This is a genomic window from Streptomyces sp. NBC_01283, from assembly GCF_041435335.1.
In the GTDB taxonomy this organism is placed as follows: Bacteria; Actinomycetota; Actinomycetes; order Streptomycetales; family Streptomycetaceae; genus Streptomyces.
In genome coordinates, this window is the sequence record NZ_CP108430.1 from 7969477 (window position 1) to 7990737 (window position 21261).

Annotated in this window: 22 protein-coding genes; 16 read left to right on the forward strand and 6 right to left on the reverse strand. The window is 70.3% G+C overall.

All coding sequences use genetic code 11. The annotated features are described in order from the left end of the window. Positions 1-62 precede the first annotated feature (62 nt). Complete coding sequence (locus tag OG302_RS36235) at positions 63-1550, reverse strand: MFS transporter (protein ID WP_371530637.1); 1488 nt, start codon at positions 1548-1550, stop codon at positions 63-65. An 88-nt stretch (positions 1551-1638) separates the two neighbouring features. On the opposite strand from OG302_RS36235, the gene OG302_RS36240 reads away from it, so the two are divergent. Continuing rightward, a complete protein-coding gene (locus OG302_RS36240) occupies positions 1639-2043 on the forward strand; it encodes a MarR family winged helix-turn-helix transcriptional regulator (protein ID WP_371530638.1) in 405 nt (134 codons plus the stop codon). A 10-nt stretch (positions 2044-2053) separates the two neighbouring features. On the opposite strand, the gene OG302_RS36245 is transcribed toward OG302_RS36240, so the two are convergent. Further along, the gene (locus OG302_RS36245; protein WP_371530639.1) at positions 2054-2818 is read right to left on the reverse strand and encodes a maleylpyruvate isomerase family mycothiol-dependent enzyme; all 765 of its coding nucleotides are present in this window, start codon (positions 2816-2818) and stop codon (positions 2054-2056) included. A gap of 467 nt (positions 2819-3285) precedes the next feature. Here OG302_RS36245 and OG302_RS36250 point away from each other — a divergent pair, with 467 nt between their 5' ends. Both OG302_RS36250 and OG302_RS36255 read left to right on the forward strand, forming a co-directional pair. Continuing rightward, positions 3286-3513 carry a DUF5133 domain-containing protein gene (locus OG302_RS36250; RefSeq protein WP_371530640.1) on the forward strand — a complete coding sequence of 76 codons (228 nt, stop codon included), beginning with the start codon at positions 3286-3288 and terminating at the stop codon, positions 3511-3513. 115 nt (positions 3514-3628) lie between these two features. Next, a complete protein-coding gene (locus OG302_RS36255) occupies positions 3629-4042 on the forward strand; it encodes an SsgA family sporulation/cell division regulator (protein WP_371530641.1) in 414 nt (137 codons plus the stop codon). A gap of 118 nt (positions 4043-4160) precedes the next feature. On the opposite strand, the gene OG302_RS36260 is transcribed toward OG302_RS36255, so the two are convergent. The 3 genes from OG302_RS36260 to OG302_RS36270 form a co-directional block, all read right to left on the reverse strand. Continuing rightward, on the reverse strand, positions 4161-4382 hold the full coding sequence (locus OG302_RS36260) for a DUF5133 domain-containing protein (RefSeq protein ID WP_371750340.1): 222 nt from the start codon (positions 4380-4382) through the stop codon (positions 4161-4163). 429 nt (positions 4383-4811) lie between these two features. Then, complete coding sequence (locus tag OG302_RS36265) at positions 4812-5246, reverse strand: DUF2267 domain-containing protein (protein ID WP_371530642.1); 435 nt, start codon at positions 5244-5246, stop codon at positions 4812-4814. A gap of 184 nt (positions 5247-5430) precedes the next feature. After that, a complete protein-coding gene (locus tag OG302_RS36270) occupies positions 5431-5862 on the reverse strand; it encodes an Hsp20/alpha crystallin family protein (RefSeq protein ID WP_371530643.1) in 432 nt (143 codons plus the stop codon). Between the two features lie 106 nt (positions 5863-5968). Between OG302_RS36270 and OG302_RS36275 the strand changes: the two genes are divergently transcribed. Both OG302_RS36275 and OG302_RS36280 read left to right on the forward strand, forming a co-directional pair. Beyond that, positions 5969-6640 (forward strand): type III effector protein, encoded by a 672-nt coding sequence (locus tag OG302_RS36275; RefSeq protein WP_371750341.1) that lies wholly within the window; start codon positions 5969-5971, stop codon positions 6638-6640. A gap of 220 nt (positions 6641-6860) precedes the next feature. Then, on the forward strand, positions 6861-7442 hold the full coding sequence (locus OG302_RS36280) for a TetR/AcrR family transcriptional regulator (RefSeq protein ID WP_371530644.1): 582 nt from the start codon (positions 6861-6863) through the stop codon (positions 7440-7442). A gap of 159 nt (positions 7443-7601) precedes the next feature. Here the strand turns inward: OG302_RS36280 and OG302_RS36285 are convergent, their stop codons facing one another. Next, positions 7602-8843, reverse strand: coding sequence for a helix-turn-helix domain-containing protein (locus OG302_RS36285; protein ID WP_371530645.1), 1242 nt, complete (start codon positions 8841-8843; stop codon positions 7602-7604). Positions 8844-9547: 704 nt separating this feature from the next. On the opposite strand from OG302_RS36285, the gene OG302_RS36290 reads away from it, so the two are divergent. From OG302_RS36290 to OG302_RS36340, 11 genes are all read left to right on the forward strand, one after another. Then, a complete protein-coding gene (locus tag OG302_RS36290; RefSeq protein ID WP_371530646.1) occupies positions 9548-11035 on the forward strand; it encodes a DUF6801 domain-containing protein in 1488 nt (495 codons plus the stop codon). 101 nt (positions 11036-11136) lie between these two features. After that, positions 11137-12228 carry an ABC transporter ATP-binding protein gene (locus tag OG302_RS36295; RefSeq protein WP_371530647.1) on the forward strand — a complete coding sequence of 364 codons (1092 nt, stop codon included), beginning with the start codon at positions 11137-11139 and terminating at the stop codon, positions 12226-12228. Then, a complete protein-coding gene (locus tag OG302_RS36300; RefSeq protein ID WP_371530648.1) occupies positions 12225-13022 on the forward strand; it encodes an MlaE family ABC transporter permease in 798 nt (265 codons plus the stop codon). The genes OG302_RS36295 and OG302_RS36300 overlap by 4 nt, the downstream gene beginning before the upstream one ends. Positions 13023-13025: 3 nt before the next feature. Further along, positions 13026-13856: an MlaE family ABC transporter permease gene (locus tag OG302_RS36305; RefSeq protein WP_371530649.1), complete on the forward strand. Its 831-nt coding sequence runs from the start codon at positions 13026-13028 to the stop codon at positions 13854-13856. Further along, entirely contained in the window at positions 13853-15175 is a 1323-nt protein-coding gene (locus tag OG302_RS36310) for an MCE family protein (RefSeq protein WP_371530650.1), read from the forward strand. Before OG302_RS36305 ends, OG302_RS36310 begins: the two co-directional genes overlap by 4 nt. Then, on the forward strand, positions 15172-16206 hold the full coding sequence (locus OG302_RS36315) for an MCE family protein (protein ID WP_371530651.1): 1035 nt from the start codon (positions 15172-15174) through the stop codon (positions 16204-16206). Before OG302_RS36310 ends, OG302_RS36315 begins: the two co-directional genes overlap by 4 nt. Further along, positions 16203-17249: an MCE family protein gene (locus OG302_RS36320; protein ID WP_371530652.1), complete on the forward strand. Its 1047-nt coding sequence runs from the start codon at positions 16203-16205 to the stop codon at positions 17247-17249. Before OG302_RS36315 ends, OG302_RS36320 begins: the two co-directional genes overlap by 4 nt. Beyond that, positions 17249-18385 carry an MCE family protein gene (locus OG302_RS36325; protein WP_371530653.1) on the forward strand — a complete coding sequence of 379 codons (1137 nt, stop codon included), beginning with the start codon at positions 17249-17251 and terminating at the stop codon, positions 18383-18385. Before OG302_RS36320 ends, OG302_RS36325 begins: the two co-directional genes overlap by 1 nt. Beyond that, positions 18382-19533, forward strand: a complete 1152-nt coding sequence (locus OG302_RS36330; RefSeq protein WP_371530654.1) for an MlaD family protein — start codon at positions 18382-18384, stop codon at positions 19531-19533. Before OG302_RS36325 ends, OG302_RS36330 begins: the two co-directional genes overlap by 4 nt. Continuing rightward, complete coding sequence (locus OG302_RS36335; protein WP_371530655.1) at positions 19533-20744, forward strand: MCE family protein; 1212 nt, start codon at positions 19533-19535, stop codon at positions 20742-20744. Before OG302_RS36330 ends, OG302_RS36335 begins: the two co-directional genes overlap by 1 nt. Further along, a complete protein-coding gene (locus OG302_RS36340) occupies positions 20741-21241 on the forward strand; it encodes a hypothetical protein (protein WP_371530656.1) in 501 nt (166 codons plus the stop codon). The genes OG302_RS36335 and OG302_RS36340 overlap by 4 nt, the downstream gene beginning before the upstream one ends. Positions 21242-21261 lie beyond the last annotated feature (20 nt).

Consider the following 21261-nt stretch of genomic DNA (forward strand, 5'->3'; position numbering starts at 1 on the left):
GGTGTTGAGGCGCGGCCCGATGGGTCTCGTACGGTCCGGCCGATGGGTCTCGTGCCGTCCGGTCAGTCGTGTACGGCGACCCGCTCCTCGTCGGCCTCTCGCTGCACGGACTTCACGACCAGGATCGTCTCCTGGGTACGACGCGTGCGCAGCCCGGTGAGGGTGATCAGGAGCCCAGCGACGGCGATCGCGGTGACCACGACCAGGCCGGGGCGGTAACTGTCGAGCACGGCCTGCGGTGAGGCGTCGGCGCCGTGCGAGGACGCGGTGATCACGGCCGTGACGACGGCGAGGAAGATCGCGCCGCCCACCTGGATCGAGGTGTTCAGCAGGCCGGACACCATGCCCTGCTCGTCGTCGTCCACGCCATTGGTGGCCTGGATGTTGAGCGAGGGGAAGACCAGGGCGCACGCGAAGCCGAGCAGGATCATCGACGGCAGCACCATGGACGCGTACGACGGCGTGAGGGTGACGCGCAGGAACAGCGCGTACGAGGCGACGAGCAGGACGAAGCCCGCCACGATGACCCGTGGTGTGCCGAACCGGTCGATCACCGAGCCGACCTTCGTGGACGACAGGGCGACCAGGGCGCCCGCCGGGAGGAAGGCGAGCGCGGTCTCCAGGGCGGACCAGCCGAGCAGCGTCTGGAAGTACTGCGTGGCCAGGAACTGGAAGGAGACGTAGCCGCCGAAGAATGTCATCGCCCCTATCTGCGCCCGGAGTTGAGGTCCGGAGCGCAGGACCCCGAGGCGGATCAGCGGGCTCGCGGTGCGCAGCTCGATGCGTACGAAGACGGCGAGCAGCACGGCCGCGGCGAGGAACGACAGCAGGGTGCGGGCCGACGCCCAGCCGGCCTCCGGCGCCTCGACGACGGTGAAGACGAGAAGGAGCATCGCGGCGGTGCCGGTGATGGCGCCGGGCACGTCGTAGCCGCCGATGTTCTTCTCGCGGGCGCTGCGCGGGATCAGCTTGAGTCCGGCGATCAGCGCGATGACGGCGATGGGCGCGGGCAGCAGCATCGTCAGGCGCCAGCTGGCCTCGGTGAGCAGCCCGGAGAGGACGAGGCCCATGGAGAAGCCGGTGGCGGCGCAGGTGGTGTAGATGGTGAGCGCGCGGTTGCGGACCGGGCCCTCCGCGAACGTCGTGGTGATGATGGAAAGGCCCGCGGGCGCGGTGAACGCGGCGCTCAGGCCCTTGATGAAGCGGCTCGCGATGAGCAGCGGGCCCGAGTCGACGAACCCGCCGAGCAGCGAGGCGACGGCGAAGACGGCCAGCGCGATCAGGAAGACGCGGCGCCGCCCGAGCAGGTCGGCGGCCCGGCCGCCCAGGAGCAGGAGGCCGCCGTAGCCGAGGATGTAGCCGCTGACGACCCACTGGAGGGTCGAGGTGGAGAGGTTCAGTTCGGAGCCGATGGAGGGCAGGGCGACGCCGACCATCGACACGTCGAGGGCGTCGAGGAACATCGCGGCGCAGAGCACGAGGAGTGTGCCCCACAGACGCGGGGACCAGCGCTCCGGGGACGCGGAGACAGCTGTGAGCGGAGAAGTCATGCGGAGCACAGTACATGCACATGCATTGAGTGCAAGTGCATTTAATTCTGATGCAACAAAGAGGTGTTCTCTGCTAACGTGCGATGTCATGGCGGCGAAGAAGGCCGAGCAAGGGCTCGTGGACCAATGGCGCGACATCCTCGCGGTGCACGCGCGCACTCTGTGCGAACTCGACAACGCCCTGCGGGAACACGGCCTCGGGGCGAGCGACTTCGAAGTCCTCGACGTGCTGTCCGAGGGCGCCGCGGCCGACGGCGACTGCGCCTACCGCGTGCAGGACATCGCGGGCCGGGTGCACCTGAGCCAGAGCGCACTCTCCCGACTCATCGGCCGCCTGGAGAAGGACGGCCTGGTGGAGCGCGCGATGTGCAGCGAGGACCGGCGCGGGGTGCGGGTCGTGCTCACCGACAAGGGCCGCCGACTGCACGCGGAGGTGCGGCCGCTGCAGCGTGCGGTGCTTGAGCGGACGCTGCAGCGGGCGGACTCCCAGTAGTCCGTGCGCCTTATACGCCGGACGTCTCGCTCCAGAACGCGCTGAGCGCGGTGTCGCCGGTGACGTGCGGGAAAGGCGCGCGGTTCCACAGCGCCAGGTAGAGGTGCTCGGCGGGACCAGACAGTTCACAGTCGGCCGGGCCTTCGTCGCCCCGCACCGTGACGGGCGGCTCCTGAGAGAGGCGCACGGTCCACACGGCATCCGCCTGCACATCACCATTCGCGACCGCATCAGCATTCGCGTCCGTCGTCCGTACGCGCAGGACCCGGGGCTCCTGCGTGCGCACCCTGCTGCGCGAGCGCGCGTGGAATCCGCGGAGCAACTCGTCGATCCCGTCCGCGGCGAACTCCGTGCCGATCGGGGAAGGTGTGCCCTCTTGCGCGGACTCGGCGTCCACGCGGTGGATCGTTGTCTCGTTCGCCTGCCGCCGCGCCCAGAACGCGAGCGGGGACGCCGCGGGCAGGAACGTCCAGCACTGCAGGTCGGGCGCCGCTGCACGCAGCGTGTCGACCAGGTCGCCGTGCATCTGCCGGTACCAGTCGATCAGGGACGCGCCGTCGAGGTCCGGCGGATCGCCGATGGGGTGCGGCGAGGTGTGTGCCTCGGCGACATGCGCGCCGGCCCAGCGGTGCACCGCCCCGGTGTGCCGCAGCAGATCGCGTACGGTCCAGTCGGGACAGGTGGCGACCTTGGCGTCGGTCCCGGCGGCTTCGGCGGCGCGGGCCAGCAACTGGCCTTCGGCGTCGAGGACGTGAAGGTGCTCGGCAATCTCCATAGGGGGATTGTGCCGGATGCGGCTCCCCGGTGAGCTGCATTTTCGCCCTCCTCTCGTACAACTTTTCGACTCACGGGTGGGTCTCGTCCATGCCGCCGGTGTCATGCCCTGCCTGCGCTGCATGTCCTGCTATGAGACGGCTATGGCGACCTCGTCACCGCTTCCGGAGCCTCCGTGCCGGGTGCCTCGGACGCCGGGGCGATCGTCGTGAACAGCGGAGCTTCCGGCGGGATCTCGGTCGACCGCACGCAGATCGTCACGCAGAACTTGTCCGGCGTCCCCGGCGTCCACGTACTTCGGGCGCTCCATGCCGTAGGCGGACCCGACGGCACCGGCCGTGGCCCCAGGGCCCGGTCGGGGCCTGGGGCGTACCGAAGGTTTGTGAAGGTTTGTGAATACCGATCGCCCCGGCGGGCACCAGGAGGCAGTCAACGACGGTTCACCGCGCCCCAGGAAAGGAGCACCCCGTGCTCAGGCCCCACCCCACGTTCCTGCACACCCTGCTCGAAACCTATTCCTCGCTGTTGGACCAGCAGGGCCGGGAGGACTCGGCCGAGGTCAGGCAGCGGCTGGACGATGTGTCGTACACCTTGTGCGTCTCCACCGGTACGCGGACTCCCGAGGCAGCCGTGGCCTGGGCCCGCGCCCAACTCGCCGGCGTGCTCTCGCAGGACGACGCCCGCCTGTCCGCCTGAAACGCGATTCCTGCATCGCCCGCAGCGAGGAATGCGACGTCAGCCTGCCGCACGCGTGTCACCCGGTCTGCGCATTCTCCGCATGCATGGGCGACTACCGGGAACCCCGTTGTGCATGGAATCCAGCCTCACCTGCCCCATCGCGTCCCACCTGCGCGTCGACGCCCTCGACCTCGTGCTCGAAGCCGAGCTGACCCTGACGTACAGCACCAAGGACCCGCTGGCCGTGACCCTCACCTTTCCGCGGTCCGAGGCCGAGCAGGCCCCGACGGTCTGGGTGCTCTCCAGGGATCTCCTTGCGTCGGGACTCCGGGCGCAGGTGGGCGAGGGTGATGTCGTGATCCGGCCGCGGGGGTGTCACACGGTGCTGGTGACGCTCACGTCCCCCGGTGGACGTGTCCGGGGGGAACTCGAGCGGGCGCCGATCGAGGCGTTCATCCGCGAGACGTACGCTCTGCTGCCCGCCTCTGAGGAGAGCGCGGCGCTGGACCTGGACGGGCTGATCGCGGCCCTCATCGCGGCGCCGTGAGCGAGGTGCGCGATCTGGGCGAGGTCCGCGATCTGAGCGAGGCCGGTCCAGGCCGTGCGCGTGCTTCACGCTGTCGGCGGGCCGGCGGCCGGGCGAGGCGCCGCCGGCCCCACTCCTGTCACACGGGCTGCGGGGTCTCCGACGCGCCATCGGCCATGGCCAACTGCCGACGGGCGGCGGCAAGCGCCGACCGCACCTTGCGGGTGCCGGTGGAGACGCAGAGGGTGTAGGCGATGTCCTCGATCCGTTGCCGGGTCTCGGGAGCCATGCTCGGCGTATGCGGCGCGCTCAAAGTCTCGTACTGCTCCACCAGTTCGCGCAGTATCGTCGGGTCGGCCATCAGCACGGCAGGTCTCCTTTGCTTTCAACGGGGTGACGCAGCCCTCAGCGGGCCGTGGTGCGGGGGTGCTTGGCCGCCCAGGCGTGCGTGCACGTGTGCGCGCGCGGGCCGACGGCAGATGAAGAGCGGGCGAGGTGACTGCCGGCGCGTGCCTGTCCACCACCACCGTGCGCGAGACAGGATGCGGGACGGCGGTTGAGGAAGAACGACACTCGCTCCGTGGAGGCGGGGGCTTTGGGGCACGGCCGCTTCCTGACCTCGAAATCAGTGTGCCCACGAGGGAGCGCCGGACGCCACCCGGCGCTGTGACGTGAGCCGCACGCCCGCGGGGTTTGGGGGCGCCGTTACCCGGGATGCGGGCCCTGACGCCGAACCGGGCACGGGCGTGCGCGTGAAATCTCCCCGCGCTGTGCCACCGCGGCCGGTGGCCTACGCGGCCTGGATGAGTTCGGCACGGCCGAACAGGAGGGCATAGCCGGAGGGGAGCTGGCCCAGGATCCGGGTCAGGAGTTCGGGGCCCGCCAGGGCTGCGACGGCGGCCAGAACGGCGCCGGTGTCCCAGCGTGTGGTGGCGGGGCTTGCCCCGGCCCGGGTGGCGAGATCCTTGACGAAGCCCCAACCGGTGAGGGGCTCGATGGCGGGGACCTGCGCGGTGAGGATGCGGGCGGCCTCCACGGGCAGACGCGCCGCGAGCTCGACGCGTTCATCCCCGGTCAGCTGCCTGCCGAGGCCGCCGAGTACCAGCCGAACGGCTTCCTCGGCCCGCTCCCTGGTGGGGTACGCGCCTTCGTAGCGCACCTTCTCCAGCATCTGACGGAACGTCATCACAGGGAGGGGGCGGGCGGGTTCAGGTCGTTCGAACATCGCTGCGTGCGCGCCTTTCTCGTCGCGGAGGGGATGGTGTGGGTGAGTGTGGGTGTCGATACCGGTGCTGTCTGTACGGGGGCGTACATCAGGTGCGGAGGGCGGAGCCATGGGGGCCATGGCAAAGGGGGCCACAGGGGGGGCATCAGCCCGTCCTCCGCACCACTCGTCGTGCGGCTCCGGCTCAGGCGCGGATCTCCCTCCGGGACGCTTCGTTCCCGATGGAGATCTTGCGGGGCTTGGCGCGCTCGGCGATCGGGATGCGCAGGGTCAGCACACCCGCGTCGTACGAGGCCTCGATGCGCTCGGTGTCCAGCGTGTCGGCCAGCACGATCTGGCGGGAGAACACGCCAAAGGGCCGCTCGGACAGTTCCAACTGGACGGAATCGGGCTTGGCGACCGGGCGGCGCTCGGCCTTGACGGTCAGCATGTTCCGTTCCACGTCGATGTCGATCGCCTCGGCGGTGACGCCGGGCAGATCGAAGGCCACCACGTACTCGTCTCCCTCGCGATAGGCGTCCATGGCCATCGCGGACGGTCGTGACCCGGTGCCGGGGCCGACCAGCTGCTGGGCGAGGCGGTCGAGCTCGCGGAAGGGATCAGTGCGCATCAACATCGCGAAACACCTCCTGAAGGTTCGGGCTGTACCCGCCAATGCGCTTCACCTGCCTTCGGTTGTAGCATGTCGTCCAATGGATGACAAGTTTGATGTCGTCCATGCGATGACACTGACGAAGGAGGCCCTCATGGAGGCAACCGGCCCGCCGGAACCACCCCACGCCGAAGACCGAAATCCCGCGTCCTTCCCGGCCGCCGCCTCTGCCCTGGAGGCCATCCGCGACGCCATGCGGGTCGCCCGGCAGGACGACGCGGACGCCCCACTCGCCGGCCGCACCGACCCGGAGCAGGCCTTGGCCTCGCTCCTGCTGCTGCGCGAGGTGCGTGAACAACTCGCCGCGTGGGAAGCGGGCCTGATCGAGACGGCCCGCCACGCGGGTGCGAGCTGGGCCGATCTGGCCCAGCCTCTGGGGGTCGCGAGCCGCCAGGCCGCCGAACGCCGCTATCTGCGCCAGCGCCCCGGGCCGACCGGAAGCACCGGCGAGCAGCGCGTGCAGGCCACGCGCCAGCGCCGCGCCGCCGACCGCACCCGCACCGCCTGGGCGCGGGACAACGCCGGCGACCTGCGTCGCCTCGCGGGCCAGGTCACGGCCCTCACCGGTCTTCCGCCGCGAGCGCGGGCCGCGATCGGCCGTGTCGACGCGGCTCTGGCCGACGACGACCCGGCGGCCCTGATCGACCCGCTGATCGCGGCCCGCCCATACGTGAAGCGCGCCCACCCGGATCTCGCCGCCCAGCTCGATGCCCTTACTGGTGACCTCTCTGGTGACCTCTAGGTGAGCGGCCGGCCGGTACCGCGTGATCGCGGGGTGCCTTGGAGGCCCCCCTGGGCATGGCGCTGAGGGTCGAATTGGTTCGCGGCAACTCCCCGCCGTCCGTGCGTTGCACGGCGGTCGATCCGTCGACGACCGATCGATCGGATACTGAGTCCGACCGGTCGGATGCCGAACGGCCCGCGATCTCGGGGCCCGGACCGGCCCGGTAGGGTTCGGAGCCATGGCGCCCCGCACAACTCAGATCCTTGAAGCCGCCGCCCGGTTGATCGCCCGTCGCGGCGTCCGCGGCCTCCGTGTCGAGGAGCTGGCCGCCGAGGCAGGCGTATCGACCGGGTTGATCTACTACCACTTCAAGGACCGCACCGGGATCCTGCGCCACACGCTGGAGTTCATCAACGACCGCGCGGAGCGCTACACCACGGACCGCGACCCCGACGCCCTGCCGCTCGCTCCCCGCGAGGAGCTCGACGAGGTTCTTCTCCTGGAGCTGCAGGACACCGTGGTGGTCAAGGAGAACAGCTCGGCCTGGGGCGAGCTGCGGGCGAGCGCCGTCTTCGACGAGGTGCTGCGGGAAGATCTCGCCAGGGCCACCCTGGTGTGGGTGCAGGAAGTGGCGGCGCTCCTCGGGCAGGTGCAGCCGATGGCCCCGGCGCCCGCGCTGGCCGCGGCAGGGGAGCGGCTCACCGCGCTCCTGGAAGGCTTGAGCATGCGCTGGCTCAGCGGCGGGCTGCCGGTCGACCGCGCGCGTGACCTGATGCGGGGGGCCATCGACGCCGAACTGACCCTGCTGCAGGACAAGTAGCGCCGGAACGGGCCGCGGTGCTTCCGAGCAGATCCGACGCGGCACATCAGCGACCGGCATCGGCCACGGCACCCACCGCAGGGCCCGTCACAGCGCACAACAGGGCTTCCGCGTAATTCCCCCGAAAGGGGTGATCGCGCCGCGCCGCGGCCGTGCGTATCAGCCCGTGACGGACGGCAGGCCCGGGCGGTGAGCCGGGCGGGTCCGGCGGGAGCGCAACTCCAGGGCGCGCAGGACCAGTTCCGTGGCGAAACGGTGGTCCGGCGAGGCCAGCAGGTCGCCGAAGACCTTCTCCAGGTTGCGCATCCGGTAGCGGACCGTCTGAGGGTGCAGATGGAGCTGGTCGGCCATCCGCAGGACGTTTCCCCGGGTGTCGAGCCACGCGCGCAGGGTGTGGATGAGCCGGTCGCGCTGATTGGACGTGAGGCCCGCCAAGGGAGCGAGCTGTTGCTTGGCGAGCGCCGTGATGAGGCCGGGGTCGGCGAAGAGGGAGAGCGTGACGAGGTGGTCCTCGCAGTGGATGTACGGGGCGTCCTCCAGGATGCCCGCCTCCGCGAGGCTCAAGGCTCTTCGGGCCCAGCGCAGGGACTCCGCCGCGTCCGCGAGCGGCACGGTCAGGCCGACGGCCGCGCGGGTGGTGTGCGGGGCCGCGTCCATGAAGGCGCGGCGGTGCTCGTCGACGGAACCGGGCATCAGGGCGTGCGGGAGCGGGGAGCCCAGGTCGACCAGGACGTCCTCGGAGATCGCGCCCCGGTCCGGTCTGCCGTCCGCGCTGAACGCGATCGGGGTGACCTCGTCGGGCAACTGCCACTTGGCGCGCTCGGCGAGTTCCACGAGGGTCGCCCGGGGGACGGCGACGTCCGACAGCAGTTGCCTGAGCAGCCGTTGCCGCTGGATGTCCTGGCCCTGCTCCATCTCCGCCCGGGCCTCCTGGTAGCCCTCGCGGGAGACCTCCATCAGGTTGTCCACGTACGCCAGCAGGGCCTCTGCGAAGGAGAGCATCAGACCGGCCGGCAGGTTGAGCCGCCGGAGCACCCCCTTGGCCCGGTTGAGGGCGAGCCGCGCCCCGAGCCGGAAGATCGCCTGCATGGTGTCCAGGCTCCGGCCCTCGTACGCCTCGAAGCGGCCGAACATGCGGCACACCTTGTCGCGTTGGACGGTGGAGGTGTCCGGGGCCGCGACCTGATCCACGAAGCTGGTCAGATTGTGCTCGACGATGAGATGCACGGCCCGGGAATAGGGACCGTCGAGAACTTCCGCGTATTCGGGGTAGGAGCGACGGATCTCCTCGATGACTTCCTGGATGAGTCCGGGAAGTTCGGGCCGCATGACCGCGGCGAACTCGCGGGGGAGAACGGACGCCGGATGTCCCGCATCCCCCGCCCTTAACGCAGTTGTCATGGAACTCCCCTTACTCCGCCCGTGATCGAAACCGCTGACCGGCCGTGATGGGGACGGAACCGGTCCCGGACGACCTCGGTGGTCGTCGGCTGGCGGCGGGTCATGATTGATCTCGGCGCTTTGGAACCCCTGGCACGGTAGACCATGGACAGCCGGTGTGCACCCTGCTCATGACTCTCTTTCGGACAACCCCGTTCCACTGGTGACGTGTTCAGGGCGCCCTGTCGAAGCGGGGTCCGTCAAGGGGTCGGGAGCAGAATGCTCACCCGGGGATGAACCTCTTCCATGTGTTGTTGTTCGGGTGACAAAAGCGGGTGCCGCCTCCGGCCGTGATCGCGTGAGGAGAGCCGGAACCGCCCGTCGTCAAGAGGTTGGGCGCGGAGTACTCATCTGCGTACGAAGCCGCTCCTGGAATTACTGTCCGAGGGACAAGGAAATGCCTGGTGATTTCGGTCCCGGGCGCTTTTCCAATTCGGCCGTTGCGCCGTTCGGTTACTCGTGCGTAAGGTCCGGATCGCAAGCTGGACGGGAAGCAGAACAGGCTTTGTCGGAAGGTCTTTTCCGGGGTCTGCTCCGGCCCTCCCGGGTGCGGTCGCCCCTTCGTGCACGGGGTCCCGGCTCTCCCCGGCCCACGTGAGTACCCCCTCCATCGACCCCGTGGCGGCCCCCCTGCCGCGGGGTCCCCCCTTGATCGGAGAGCAGCGATGACCGGAGCCACGAGCGGCAGGCGCGGCGTGCGACTGGCCGCGGTCGTCGCCGCCTCCTGCGTGCTCGGCCTGCTGCCCGGCTCCGGTTCCGCCGCGCGGGATCAGCGAGAGGCCCGGCTCACCGCCACGTACGACTGCGCACTGCCCTCGGGTGCTCGGCAGGTCGAGGTCGCCTTCGATGCCATGTTTCCCGCGCGCGGTGCGGTCGGGAAGCCGATCCGGCCCGCGTCGGTGAGCGTACGGGTGAGCCTGCCGCGGCAGGACGTGACGGATCTGCTGCCCGAGGGGACGGCTTCGGTCGCGGGGACGGCCGCGCTCACCACGGCGGTCGCCCAGGGACGGAACCGGGCGAGGGCCGAATGGGCGGACCTGGCCTCCGCCGAGGTGGAACTGCCCGCGCGGGGCGCCGTCGAGATCGGTTTCAGCGGCGGCGTGCCGTATGTGACCGTCGGCTCCGAAGGCGATGTCACCTTCAGGGTGGGGCAGTTGGGCCTCGCACTGGCCGCCGCCCCTGCCTCGGCCAGCGGCGGGCCGGGAGTCACCATCGACCCGGGAGTCACCGGCGCCGAGGGGGCGAAGCCCGCCCCGGCCCGGCTGGCCTGCGCCCCGGCCCGGGGCGCGGACACCCTGCTCGCGACGGTCCCTGTCGTGGCGGCCGATTCAGGGACGACCTCGGCGCCGCCGGACGACCCCAGCGGCCCGGACAGCAAGACCCCGGACAGCGACACCCCGGACGGCGCTTCCCCGGGCATCCACGCAGGGCCACGGCCCCGCGCCGCCCTGGACCAGTGCCCCGCGGAGCCGCCCCAGGGCAAGCTCGACCCGAAGAGGCTGCCGCCGGTGCCCCCGGGCGGTGCGGCCGAAGAGCTGGAGGCGACCTCGATGTGCGCGGTGCCGGTGGGCTTCGCCACCCTGCGCAAACTGAAGAGCTCCGCCCTGGTCAACGACCCGCGCGGGCACCGGGTCGGCCTCATGCGCCTCGCCATGCGGATGCGTGAGGTCAGGGCGCCCGGTTACGTGGAGTACGACCACCTCGGGATCATGCAACTCCCCGACACCGAGGGCACGTTCCTCACCTTCGGGTTTCAGCCGACCACCGCCAAGGTCCGCTTCGAGCCCGAGCCGGCGACCATCGTCAACATCATCCGGCCGGGCAAGCCGCCGGTGACCAAGGTCGGCTACCGCCAGTATCTGCGCCTGTACGACGTACGGATCAATGGCGTGCCCCTCGATGTCGGACCCCGGTGTCGCACTTCGCGGCCCGTCGAGACGCAGCTGACCGGCAGCTATCCCGTGAGCGAGGGCGGGCTGCTCCAGGGCGAGCTGGACATTCCGCCGCTCGAAGGGTGCGGCGCGAACGGAGAGGACCTGGACCCGCTGCTCTCCGGCGCGGTCTCCGGGCCCGGCAACCCACTGAAATTCCGCCAGGGGCGCGTCTGCGGCGCCGGATCGACCTGCGGGATCCCGGAACTCCCCGGCCTCTGACCGCCGGGCGAGCCGCGCACGAGGCCGAAAGGAGACGGCCGGCTCCTGGACCGAGAGCAACCCGAACGCTGAGCAACCCGAACGCTGAGCAAGGAGGTGCGATGGGAGTCGAAGTGGTCGTCGAAGGGCTGACCAAGTCGTTCGGAAAGCAGAACATCTGGCAGAACGTGACGCTCACCCTGCCGCGCGGCGAGGTCAGCGTGATGCTCGGCCCGTCCGGCACCGGCAAGACGGTCTTCCTGAAGTCGATCGTCGGCCTGGTCCGCCCCGAGCGGGGGCACGTCCTCATCGACGGCGTGGACATGGTCAACAGCCGCGAACGGGACGTGTACGAGGCCCGGAAGCTGTTCGGCCTGATGTTCCAGGACGGCGCGCTCTTCGGCTCTCTCAGCCTCTTCGACAACGTCGCGTTCCCGCTGCGCGAGCACACCCGCAAGAAGGAGTCGGAGATCCGCCGGATCGTCATGGAGCGGCTCGATCTGGTCGGCCTCGCAGGCGCCGAGAAGAAGCTGCCCGGCGAGATATCGGGCGGGATGCGCAAACGCGTGGGCCTGGCGCGGGCGTTGGTGCTCGATCCGCAGATCATCCTCTGCGACGAGCCGGACTCCGGGCTCGACCCGGTGCGCACGTCGTATCTCTCGCAGCTCCTGATCGACATCAACGCGGAGATCGACGCGACGATGCTCATCGTCACGCACAACCTCGACATCGCGGCGACCGTCCCGGACAACATGGGGATGCTGTTCCGCCGCCACCTCGTGACCTTCGGGCCGCGCGAAGTGCTCCTCACCAGCGAGGAGCCGGTGGTCGAGCAGTTCCTCACCGCCCGCAGGGCGGGCCCCATCGGCATGTCCGAGGAGAAGGACCAGGCCACCCTGGACCGGGAGGCCGCGCGCGGCATCGTCGCCGGGCCCGCCATGGAGCGGACCATCGTGCCGCAGCTGGCGCCCACCCCCGGGCTGCCGGAGCGCCGGGCGGTGCGCCGGCGCCGGGAGCGGGTCCGGGCCATGCTGCACGAGCTGCCGCCCGCGGCCCGCCGCGCCATCGAGGCAAGCCTGCGGGACGACGACGCACCCACGCTCGACGCACCCAGGCCCGACGCACCCAGGCCCGACACACCCAAGCTCGCCGCCCCCACCCTCGACGGGCCCGGCCGTGCCGAGCCCCGCATCAGCCGGGGAGCGGGCGCATGACCGCCCCTCCCTCGGTCCGTCCGCCGCTGCCGGGCCTGGGCGTGCTGCGCGAGATCGGCCACCTGTTCGCGCTCGCCGTGAGTGTGGTCCGGCTGATCCTCAAGCGGCCCTTCCAATGGCGGGAGTTCGTCGAGCAGTTCTGGTTCATCGCGAGCGTCACGATCCTGCCCGCGATGCTGGTGACGATCCCGTTCGGAGCGGTGATAGCACTCCAAGTGGGCTCTCTGATCGAGCAGTTCGGCGCCCAGGCCTTCACCGGCGGCGCCAGCGTCCTCGTCATCATCCAGCAGGCGAGCCCCTTGATCGTGTCCCTGCTCATCTCGGGCGTCGCGGGGTCCGCGATCTGCGCGGACCTCGCCTCGCGCACCATCCGTGAGGAGCTCGACGCCATGCGGGTGATGGGTGTCTCGCCCGTCCAGCGTCTCGTCGTCCCCCGGGTGCTCGCCGTGATGCTGGTCGGGGTGCTCCTCAACGGGCTCGTCTCCGTGGTCGGCACCCTCGGCGGCTACTTCTTCAACGTCGTGATGCAGAACGGCACCCCGGGTGCGTACGTCGCCAGCTTCTCCGCGCTGGCCCAGCTGCCCGACCTCTACATCAGCGAACTGAAAGCGCTGATCTTCGGCTTCATCGCCGGTGTCGTCGCCGCGTACCGCGGACTCAACCCGAAGGGCGGACCGAAGGGTGTGGGCGACGTGGTGAACCAGTCCGTCGTCTTCACCTTCCTCATCCTCTTCTTCGTCAACATGGTCCTGACGGGCGTCTATCTGCAGCTCGTCCCCCCGAAAGGGCTGTGACCCATGGCCCTCACCGAACGCGGCGGCAAGAGCCGCGCCTTCGCCTGGCTGGACCGGCCAGGAGACGAACTCCTCTTCTACGTGCGGGCGTTGATCTGGATTCCGCGCGCGGTGCGCCGCTATCCCAAGGAGATCCAGCGGCTCCTCGCCGAGGTCGCCTTCGGCAGCGGCGGGCTCGGGGTGATCGGCGGCACCGTCGGCGTGATGATCGGCATCACCGTCTTCACCGGCACGGTCGTCGGCCTTCAGGGGTACGCGGCGCTCAGCCAGATCGGCACCGACGCGTTCACCGGATTCGTCTCCGCCTACTTCAACACCCGCGAGATCGGCCCGCTCGTCGCCGCCCTGTCCCTGTCCACCACCGTCGGCGCGGGCTTCACCGCACAGCTCGGCGCGATGCGCATCAACGAAGAGGTCGACGCCCTGGAGAGCATGGGCGTGCGCTCCACCCCCTTCCTCGTCAGCACCCGCATCGTGGCCGGCGCGCTCGCGGTCATCCCGTTGTACGGCATCGGTCTGCTCGGCTCCTATCTGGCCTCGCGGGCGACGACCGTACTGTTCAACTCGCAGTCCACAGGCACCTACGACCACTACTTCCAGCTCTTCCTGGTCCCGACGGACGTGCTCCTGTCCTTCCTCAAAGTGCTGGTCTTCAGCGTGCTCGTGATCCTCGCGCACTGCTACTACGGCTTCCGCGCCTCGGGCGGACCGGCGGGAGTCGGGGTGGCCGTCGGCCGCTCGGTGCGGACCGCGATCGTCCTCATCAGCGTCACCGACTTCTTCCTCAGCCTGGCGCTCTGGGGCGCCACGACCACGGTGAAGGTGGCCGGATGAGCGCCCCGCCGAAGACCCGGGCCCGCACGACGGCCGCCGTACCGGTGGCGCGCACCCGCCCCACGGAGAGCGCTCTGGCCCGCCGCAGACGGCTAGCCGGAGTCGTGTACCTCGTGGTGCCCGCCCTGCTGGTGTGGCTGTCGATCGCCGTGTACGACAAGGAGTTCACCGACTCGGCGACCGTCATCGTCGAGACGGGGCGGGCCGGCAGCGAGATGCACCCGCGCGCGGAGGTCAAACTGCGCGGCGTCGTCATCGGCGAGGTCGAGAGGATCGACACGGGCGGCCGGGCCGCGCGTCTCACCCTCGCCCTCCAACCCGACAAGATCGGCCGGGTCCCGTCCGACGTCCGCGCCCAACTCCTGCCGACCACCCTTTTCGGACAGCGGTACGTGGCCCTCGTACCGCCCGAGAATCCCTCGCCCCGTCCGCTCGCCGCGGGCAGCGTCATCCCCCGGGACCGCAGCCGCAGCGCCGTGGAACTGGAGCAGGTGCTCGACAACCTGCTGCCCCTGCTGACCGCCGTGCGGCCCCAGGAACTGTCGGCCACGCTGTCCGCCCTCGCCCGGGCCCTCGAAGGGCGGGGCGAGAAGATCGGCGACGCGTTGGTGACCCTGAACGGCTACCTGAAGGACTTCAACCCCCATCTGCCGTCCCTGAACCGCGACATCGAGGAACTCGTCGAACTGAGCGACACCTACGCCGACGCGGCGCCCGATCTCGTCGACGCACTGCACGACGCCACCACCACGAGCGCCACCATCGCCGCGCAGCGGGCCGAACTGTCCACGCTGTACGCCTCCGTCACCAGCAGCTCCCAGGAGACCGGCAGCTGGCTGCGCGGCAACCGGGCCAACCTCATCCGGCTGACCGCGACCAGCCGCCCGACCCTGGAGATCCTCGCGCGGTACGCGTCCGCGTTCCCCTGCACCCTGCGCACGGTCGCCGACTTCGTGCCGGCGATGGACGCCGCCCTCGGCAAGGGCACCGACCGGCCGGGCCTGCGCGTCGATGTCCGGGTCGTCCCCTCGCGCGGCGCCTATGTGCCGGGCCGGGACACGCCCCGCTACGACGCGGACCGCGGGCCGCGCTGCTATCCCGTCCCCTACACGGGCGGCTCGTACGCCGCGCCGCAGAGCACGGCCACCACCCTGAGCGGCGTGTCCGGCGGTCTCGGTGTCGCCAACTCGCCCCAGGAGAACGACCTGGTCACCGAACTCCTCGCCGCACCGGACCAGGAACGTCACGCATCCCTGCCCGACTGGACGAGCGTGCTCGCCGGACCGGCCTTCCGCGGGGCGGAGGTGAAGCTGAGGTGAGCGGACAGCGCAGCCTGACCGGTCCCGCCGTGAAATCGCTGATCTTCATCGTGGTGACCGCCCTGGCGACCACCGTGCTCGCTCTGAGCGTCGCGGGCACCGACGTCGGCGGGACCCGCGGCTACAAGGCGTGGTTCACCGATGCCACCGGTCTGAACGAGGGCGACTCGGTGCGCATCGCCGGGGTCGAGGTGGGCCAGGTGTCGTCGATCGAGATCGTCCAACACCGTTACGCGCAGGTCGAGTTCGTACTGGAAGGAGAACGGCGGGTGCCTGCCTCCGCGACGGCGTCCATCAAGTACCTGAACATGATCGGGCAGCGCTTCGTCGATCTGCGCCGCGGCCCCGGACCGGTCGGCGGCACCCTGCGACCGGGGCAGACCATCCCGCTGAGCCGCACCACCCCGGCGCTCGACCTGACCCAGCTCTTCAACGGGTTCCAGCCGCTGATGCAAGGGCTCGCCCCGAAGGAGACCAATCAGCTCACGGCATCGATCGTGCAGGTCCTCCAGGGCGAGGGCGGCACGGTCGAGAGCCTGCTGCGAACCGTCGGCTCACTGACCACCACGGTCGCCGCCAAGGACCAGGTGATCGGAGAGGTCATCACCAACCTCAACCGGGTCCTCAGATCGGTCAACACCCGGCAGAAGGGCTTCACCGAACTCATCGGCACGGTCGAGAAGCTGGTCTCCGGCTTCGCCGACGACCGAAAGACCGTCGGCCGGTCCGTCGACTCGCTCGCCAAGCTCAGCGTGAGCACGGCGGGTCTCTTCAAGGAGAGCCGGGCGCCCTTGAAGGACGGCATCCGCGATGTGGGGCGGGTGTCCAGGACCCTCGCCGACAACACGCCGCTCGTCGAGAACTTCCTGGAGAAGACCCCGCAGAAGATGACCGCCCTCACCCGGATCACGTCGTACGGCTCCTGGATGAACCTCTACCTCTGCGAAGCGAAGCTGAGCGGCGTCTCCACCTACGACGACAGCCCGCCGCCGACCGGACTCGCCCTCAAGGACGCGAGGTGCAGGGCATGAAGCTGCCCCGACCGCGGCGCCCCCGCCTCAAGCCCATCGGCGAGCGCAACCCGGTGGCCGTCGCCATGGCCGGGCTCCTGGCCCTGACCCTCGTCGGGCTGCTCGCCTTCCACGCCGAATCGCTGCCCGTGATCGGCGGCGGCACCCGCTACACCGCCGACTTCAGGGATTCGGTGGGGCTCAAGGCCGGTGACGAGGTGCGGATCGCCGGTGTACGCGTCGGCAAGGTGCAGGACGTCACCCTGGACGGCCCCAAGGTGAAGGTGACATTCGAGGTCAAGGACGCCTGGATCGGCGACCGCAGCACCATCGGCATCGCCATCAAGACCCTCCTGGGCGCCAAATACCTGGCCGTGGACCCGCTCGGCAGCCGCGAGCAGGACCCCGGCACGCGCATCCCCGACCGCCGCACCACCTCTCCGTACGACGTGATGGAGGCCTTCAACGGCCTGAGCCGCACGACCGGCGAGTTGGACGAGGACCAGCTCGCCAAGAGCTTCGATGCCATCTCCGGGGCCTTCGAGAACACGCCGCCGCACGTCCGCAAGGCCGTCACGGGTCTGTCCGCGCTCTCCCGGACCATTGCCAAGCGCCATGACGACCTGGCCGAACTCCTCGACGGGTCAGCCCGGTTCACCACGTCGGTGAACAGCAAGAAGACCCAGATCGAGCGGCTCATCGACAACGGCAATCTGCTGCTCGAAGAGGTACGCCACCGCCGCAAGGCGATCCACGCGCTGCTCACCGGCGCCCGCGACCTCGGCACGGAGATCAGCGGCCTCGTCGACGACAACGAACACGAGCTGGGGCCCGCGCTCGCCGCGCTCGACCGGGTCACCGGTGTCCTCACCAAGAACAAGAAGAACCTCGACAAGGCCCTCGCCGCCGCCGGACCGTACTACCGGCTCGTCGGCAACACCCTGGGCAACGGGCGCTGGATGGACGGCTATCTGTGCGGCCTCGTCCCCAAGGACTACCTGCCGACGGGCACGGGGCCGGACAGCGGATGCATGCCGCCGAAGAAGCAGGGAGGCGTCCGCTGATGGCCCGTATACAAGCGCCTGCACGCGCACGCGCACGCGGCCTGGGACGCCTCGTGGCCGTCCTCGTCGCCCTCGCCCTGCTCACGGCGGCCGGGATCGCCGGTGTGGCGGCCCTCGCCCGGAGCGGGGACGGCAAACACATCACCGCCTACTTCGACCGGGCCGTCGCCGTCCACGAAGGGTCCGACCTCAGGGTGCTCGGGGTCCGCGTCGGCAGCGTCGACGAGATCCGGCCCCAGGGCACGCAGGTACGGGTACGGCTCTCCCTCGACGAAGGAGTGAAGGTGCCCGCCCGGGTCCAGGCCGTCGTGGTCGCCCCCAGCGTGGTGTCCGGGCGGTTCGTGCAGCTCAGCCCCGCCTACAGCAGCGGCCCGCAGATCCGCGACGGCGCCGTCATCAGCGCCGAGCACACGGCGACCCCCGTCGAGGTCGACGAACTCCTCAAGAGTGTCACCGAGTTGAGTGACGCGCTGGGCCCCGACGGTGCGAACAAGGACGGCGCCCTGGCGGGGCTCGTCAAGGCCGGAGCGAAGAACCTCGACGGCAACGGCAAGAACATCGGCGACACCATCCACCAGCTCGGCGGCGCGTCCGCCGTCCTCAACGGAAACAGCGGCGACCTCGTCCGGACCGTCGAGCAGCTGCAGCAGTTCATCACCCTGCTCAAGCGCAAGGACGGCCAAGTGCGCCGCGCCGAGACCCAGTTGGCCGACGTCGCGGGCTTCCTCGCCGAGGACAAGGACGACCTGGCCGCCACCCTCAAGGACCTCGGCACCGCGCTCGGTCAGGTCAAGGGCTTCATCAGGGACAACCGGGGCCGCCTCAAGTCGAACGTGGACAAGCTGGCGGGCCTCACCCGGTCCGTCGTCGACCAGCGGTCCTCGGTGGCCGAGGCCCTGGACGTGCTGCCGCTGGCCGCCGGCAACCTCGACCAGGCGTACAACCCGCGCACCCGCACCATCGACGGCCGCGCCGACATCAACGAACTGGCCGGGACGACGGGCGCCGGGAAAGGCGACACCGACGATCTCATCGCCGTCCCCGAAAAGCGGATCAAGAACCTGCCCGCCCTGCCGCTGCCACCGGCCGGCACCGTGTACGGCTCGCCGGGCGATGCCGGGGGAGGCCGACCGTGAAGAACCGCACCGCACGTATCGCGCTGGGCCTCTGCCTCACCGTGACCCTCACGGGCCTCGCCCTGGGCTCCGGCGGCCTCCCGGACTTCGAGGGCCTCCAGGACCTGCCGCTGCCCGGCGGCGCCGACCTCGGCGACCATCCGTACGAGATCACCGCCGAGTTCCGGGACGTCGTCAGTCTCTTCCCGCACTCCGCGGTCAAGGTCAACGACGTCGAGGTCGGCCGCGTCACCCGGATCTCCCTCGCCGACGACGGCTGGACCGCCCGCGTCACCCTCAAGGTCAACGGCGGCGTACGGCTGCCCGCCAACGCCTACGCCAACCTGGAGCAGTCCAGCGTCCTCGGCGAGAAGTACGTCCAACTAGTCGCCCCCAAGGACATGCGGGCCCGCCCCGACCTCCAGGACACCAGGACCGGCACCACGGCGGCGTACGCGGACGACCGGGGCCGGTTGCGCGACGGGTCCGTCATCCCGGTCGCCCGCACCAACCGCAACCCCGAGGTCGAGGAGGTCCTCGGCGCCCTGTCGATGGTGCTCGGCGGCGGTGGCGTCCAGCAGATCGAGACCATCTCCAGCGAACTCAACAAGGCACTCGGCGGCAACGAGGGCGAAGTCCGCTCCGTGCTGCGGCAGATCAACACCACCGCGAAGAGCCTCGACAAGAACAAGAAGCACATCACCGCCGCCCTCGACGGCATGAACCGGCTCTCCACCACCCTCGCCACCCGCGACCGCAAGATCGGCGAGATCCTGCGTGAACTGCCGCCCGGACTGAAGGTCCTCAGCGACCAGCGCTCCTCCCTCGTCGGCATGCTGCGCGCCCTGGACTCGCTCTCCACCGTCGCGGTCGACACCGTCGACCGCACCAAGGACGACCTCGTGACCGACCTCAAGGCCCTCGCACCGGTCCTGAAGAACCTCGCCGACGCGGGCGCCGACCTGCCCGAGTCGCTGCAGGTGATGTTCACCTATCCGTTCACCGACGAGGTGCTCACCGGAGTGAAGGGCGACTACCTCAACGTCTATCTGAAGATCGCGGCAGCCCCCGGCACGCAGATCGTGCCGCCGATCCGCGGTGGTGGCACCGCCACGCGCTCGTCCCTGCCGCTGCCCGCGGTCACCGGAACGTCAGGAGGCGGCTCCTAGTGCTCACCCTCTCCACCCACCTCAAGAACATCGCTTTTCTCGTCCTCGGCGTGGTCGTCCTCGCACACATCGCCACGACGTACGCCGACCTGGGACGGTACGTGGGCGCCCGCGACCACTACACGGTCAGGGTCGAACTCGCCGAGACCGGCGGCCTGTTCAGCCAGGGAAACGTCACCTACCGGGGCGTCGACGTCGGCCGCGTAGAGGCCGTCGAGTTGACCCCCGACGGAGTCGAGGCCCGCATCCGCATCAAGGAATCGGCGCCGAAGATCCCCAGCGACCTGGAGGCGAAGGTCGCGCACCTCTCGGCGGTCGGCGAGCAGTACCTCGATCTGAGCCCGCGCACCGTCGACGGGCCCTACCTCGCCGACGGTTCCGTGGTCCCGCGCGGGGCCACGCGAACTCCCGCGCCGGTCACCGACGTACTCGCCAGCGTCGATCGGCTCGCCTCCTCGGTGGACACTGCCGCACTGCGCACGGTCGTCGACGAGCTCGGCAAGAGCTTCGAGGGACGTGGACAGGACCTGCAGATCCTCATCGACACCAGCAGCGAATTCATCCGTGCTGCCGACAAGGCACTGCCCGCCACCACCCGCCTCCTCATCGACGGCGAGACCGTCCTGCGCACCCAGAACCAGCGGTCCGACGCCCTGAAATCCTTCGCGAGCGGTGCCGCCGAACTGGCCGCGCAGCTCAAGAGGTCCGACCCCGATCTGCGCCGCCTCATCGCCCAAACACCGGACGCGGCAACCCAGTTCACAGCGCTGCTGCGCGACACCGACCCCGGGCTCGGCGTCGTGCTCGCCAACCTCGTCACCACCTCCGAGCTCCTGGTGACCCGCCAGCGCGGCACCCGCGAACTGATGGTGCGCATCCCGCAGGTCGCAGCCACCGGAGCCACCGCCGTCGGCCCCGACGGAGTGCGCTTCGGCATGACCACCACGTTCTTCAAGCCGCTGCCCTGCACCGCCGGATACGGCGCCACCCCCTACCGCAACGGCCTCGACACCTCACCGGCCCCCGCCAACACCAAGGCGGCCTGCACCGCGAACCCCGCCGGCGGCCAGAACGTACGCGGCTCCGCCAACGCACCGCGCGGCGGCGTGCCCGAGCCCGCACGGGCCGCGGCGGGCGGCCTCGGGCACGGCCAGGAGCCGTCCGGAAGCCCGACCGACCTGGGCGGGCTGCTCGGGATGGGGGAGTCGTGAGGCGCCGGCACGCGTGGTGGGCGGCGCTGCTTGCGGGAGCGCTGTTCTGCGGCTTCTCGGGATGGACCTACGCGCAGACACGTGCCGACGGCGATCTGGCCCACGCCCGCGCCCGTGACAGCGCACTGACTGCCGCGCGCAGACACATCGCGCTGCTCAACACCATGGACGGCAAGGACGTACGGGCCTCGCTGCGTGCCTGGACGAATGCGGCGGAGGGGCCGCTCGCGGACGAGCTGCGGCGTACGGGCGATGACAGCGCCAAGGCCCTCGAACAGGAGGGCACCAGCACCCGCGCCGCGGTCACCGATGCGGCGGTCGTCGCCCTGGACACCCGGGCGGGCACGGCGAAGGTCATCGCCACGGTCCGCGTCGAGGTGACCGAACGCGGCGGCAAGTCCACCACGGACCGCAAACGCTTCGAGGCGGGCCTCGACGACAAGGGTGCGGGCTGGAAGCTCAGCTCGCTGACGGCGGTGCCGGTCGCGGCGGAATGAATCGGAATGCAGGGGAATGG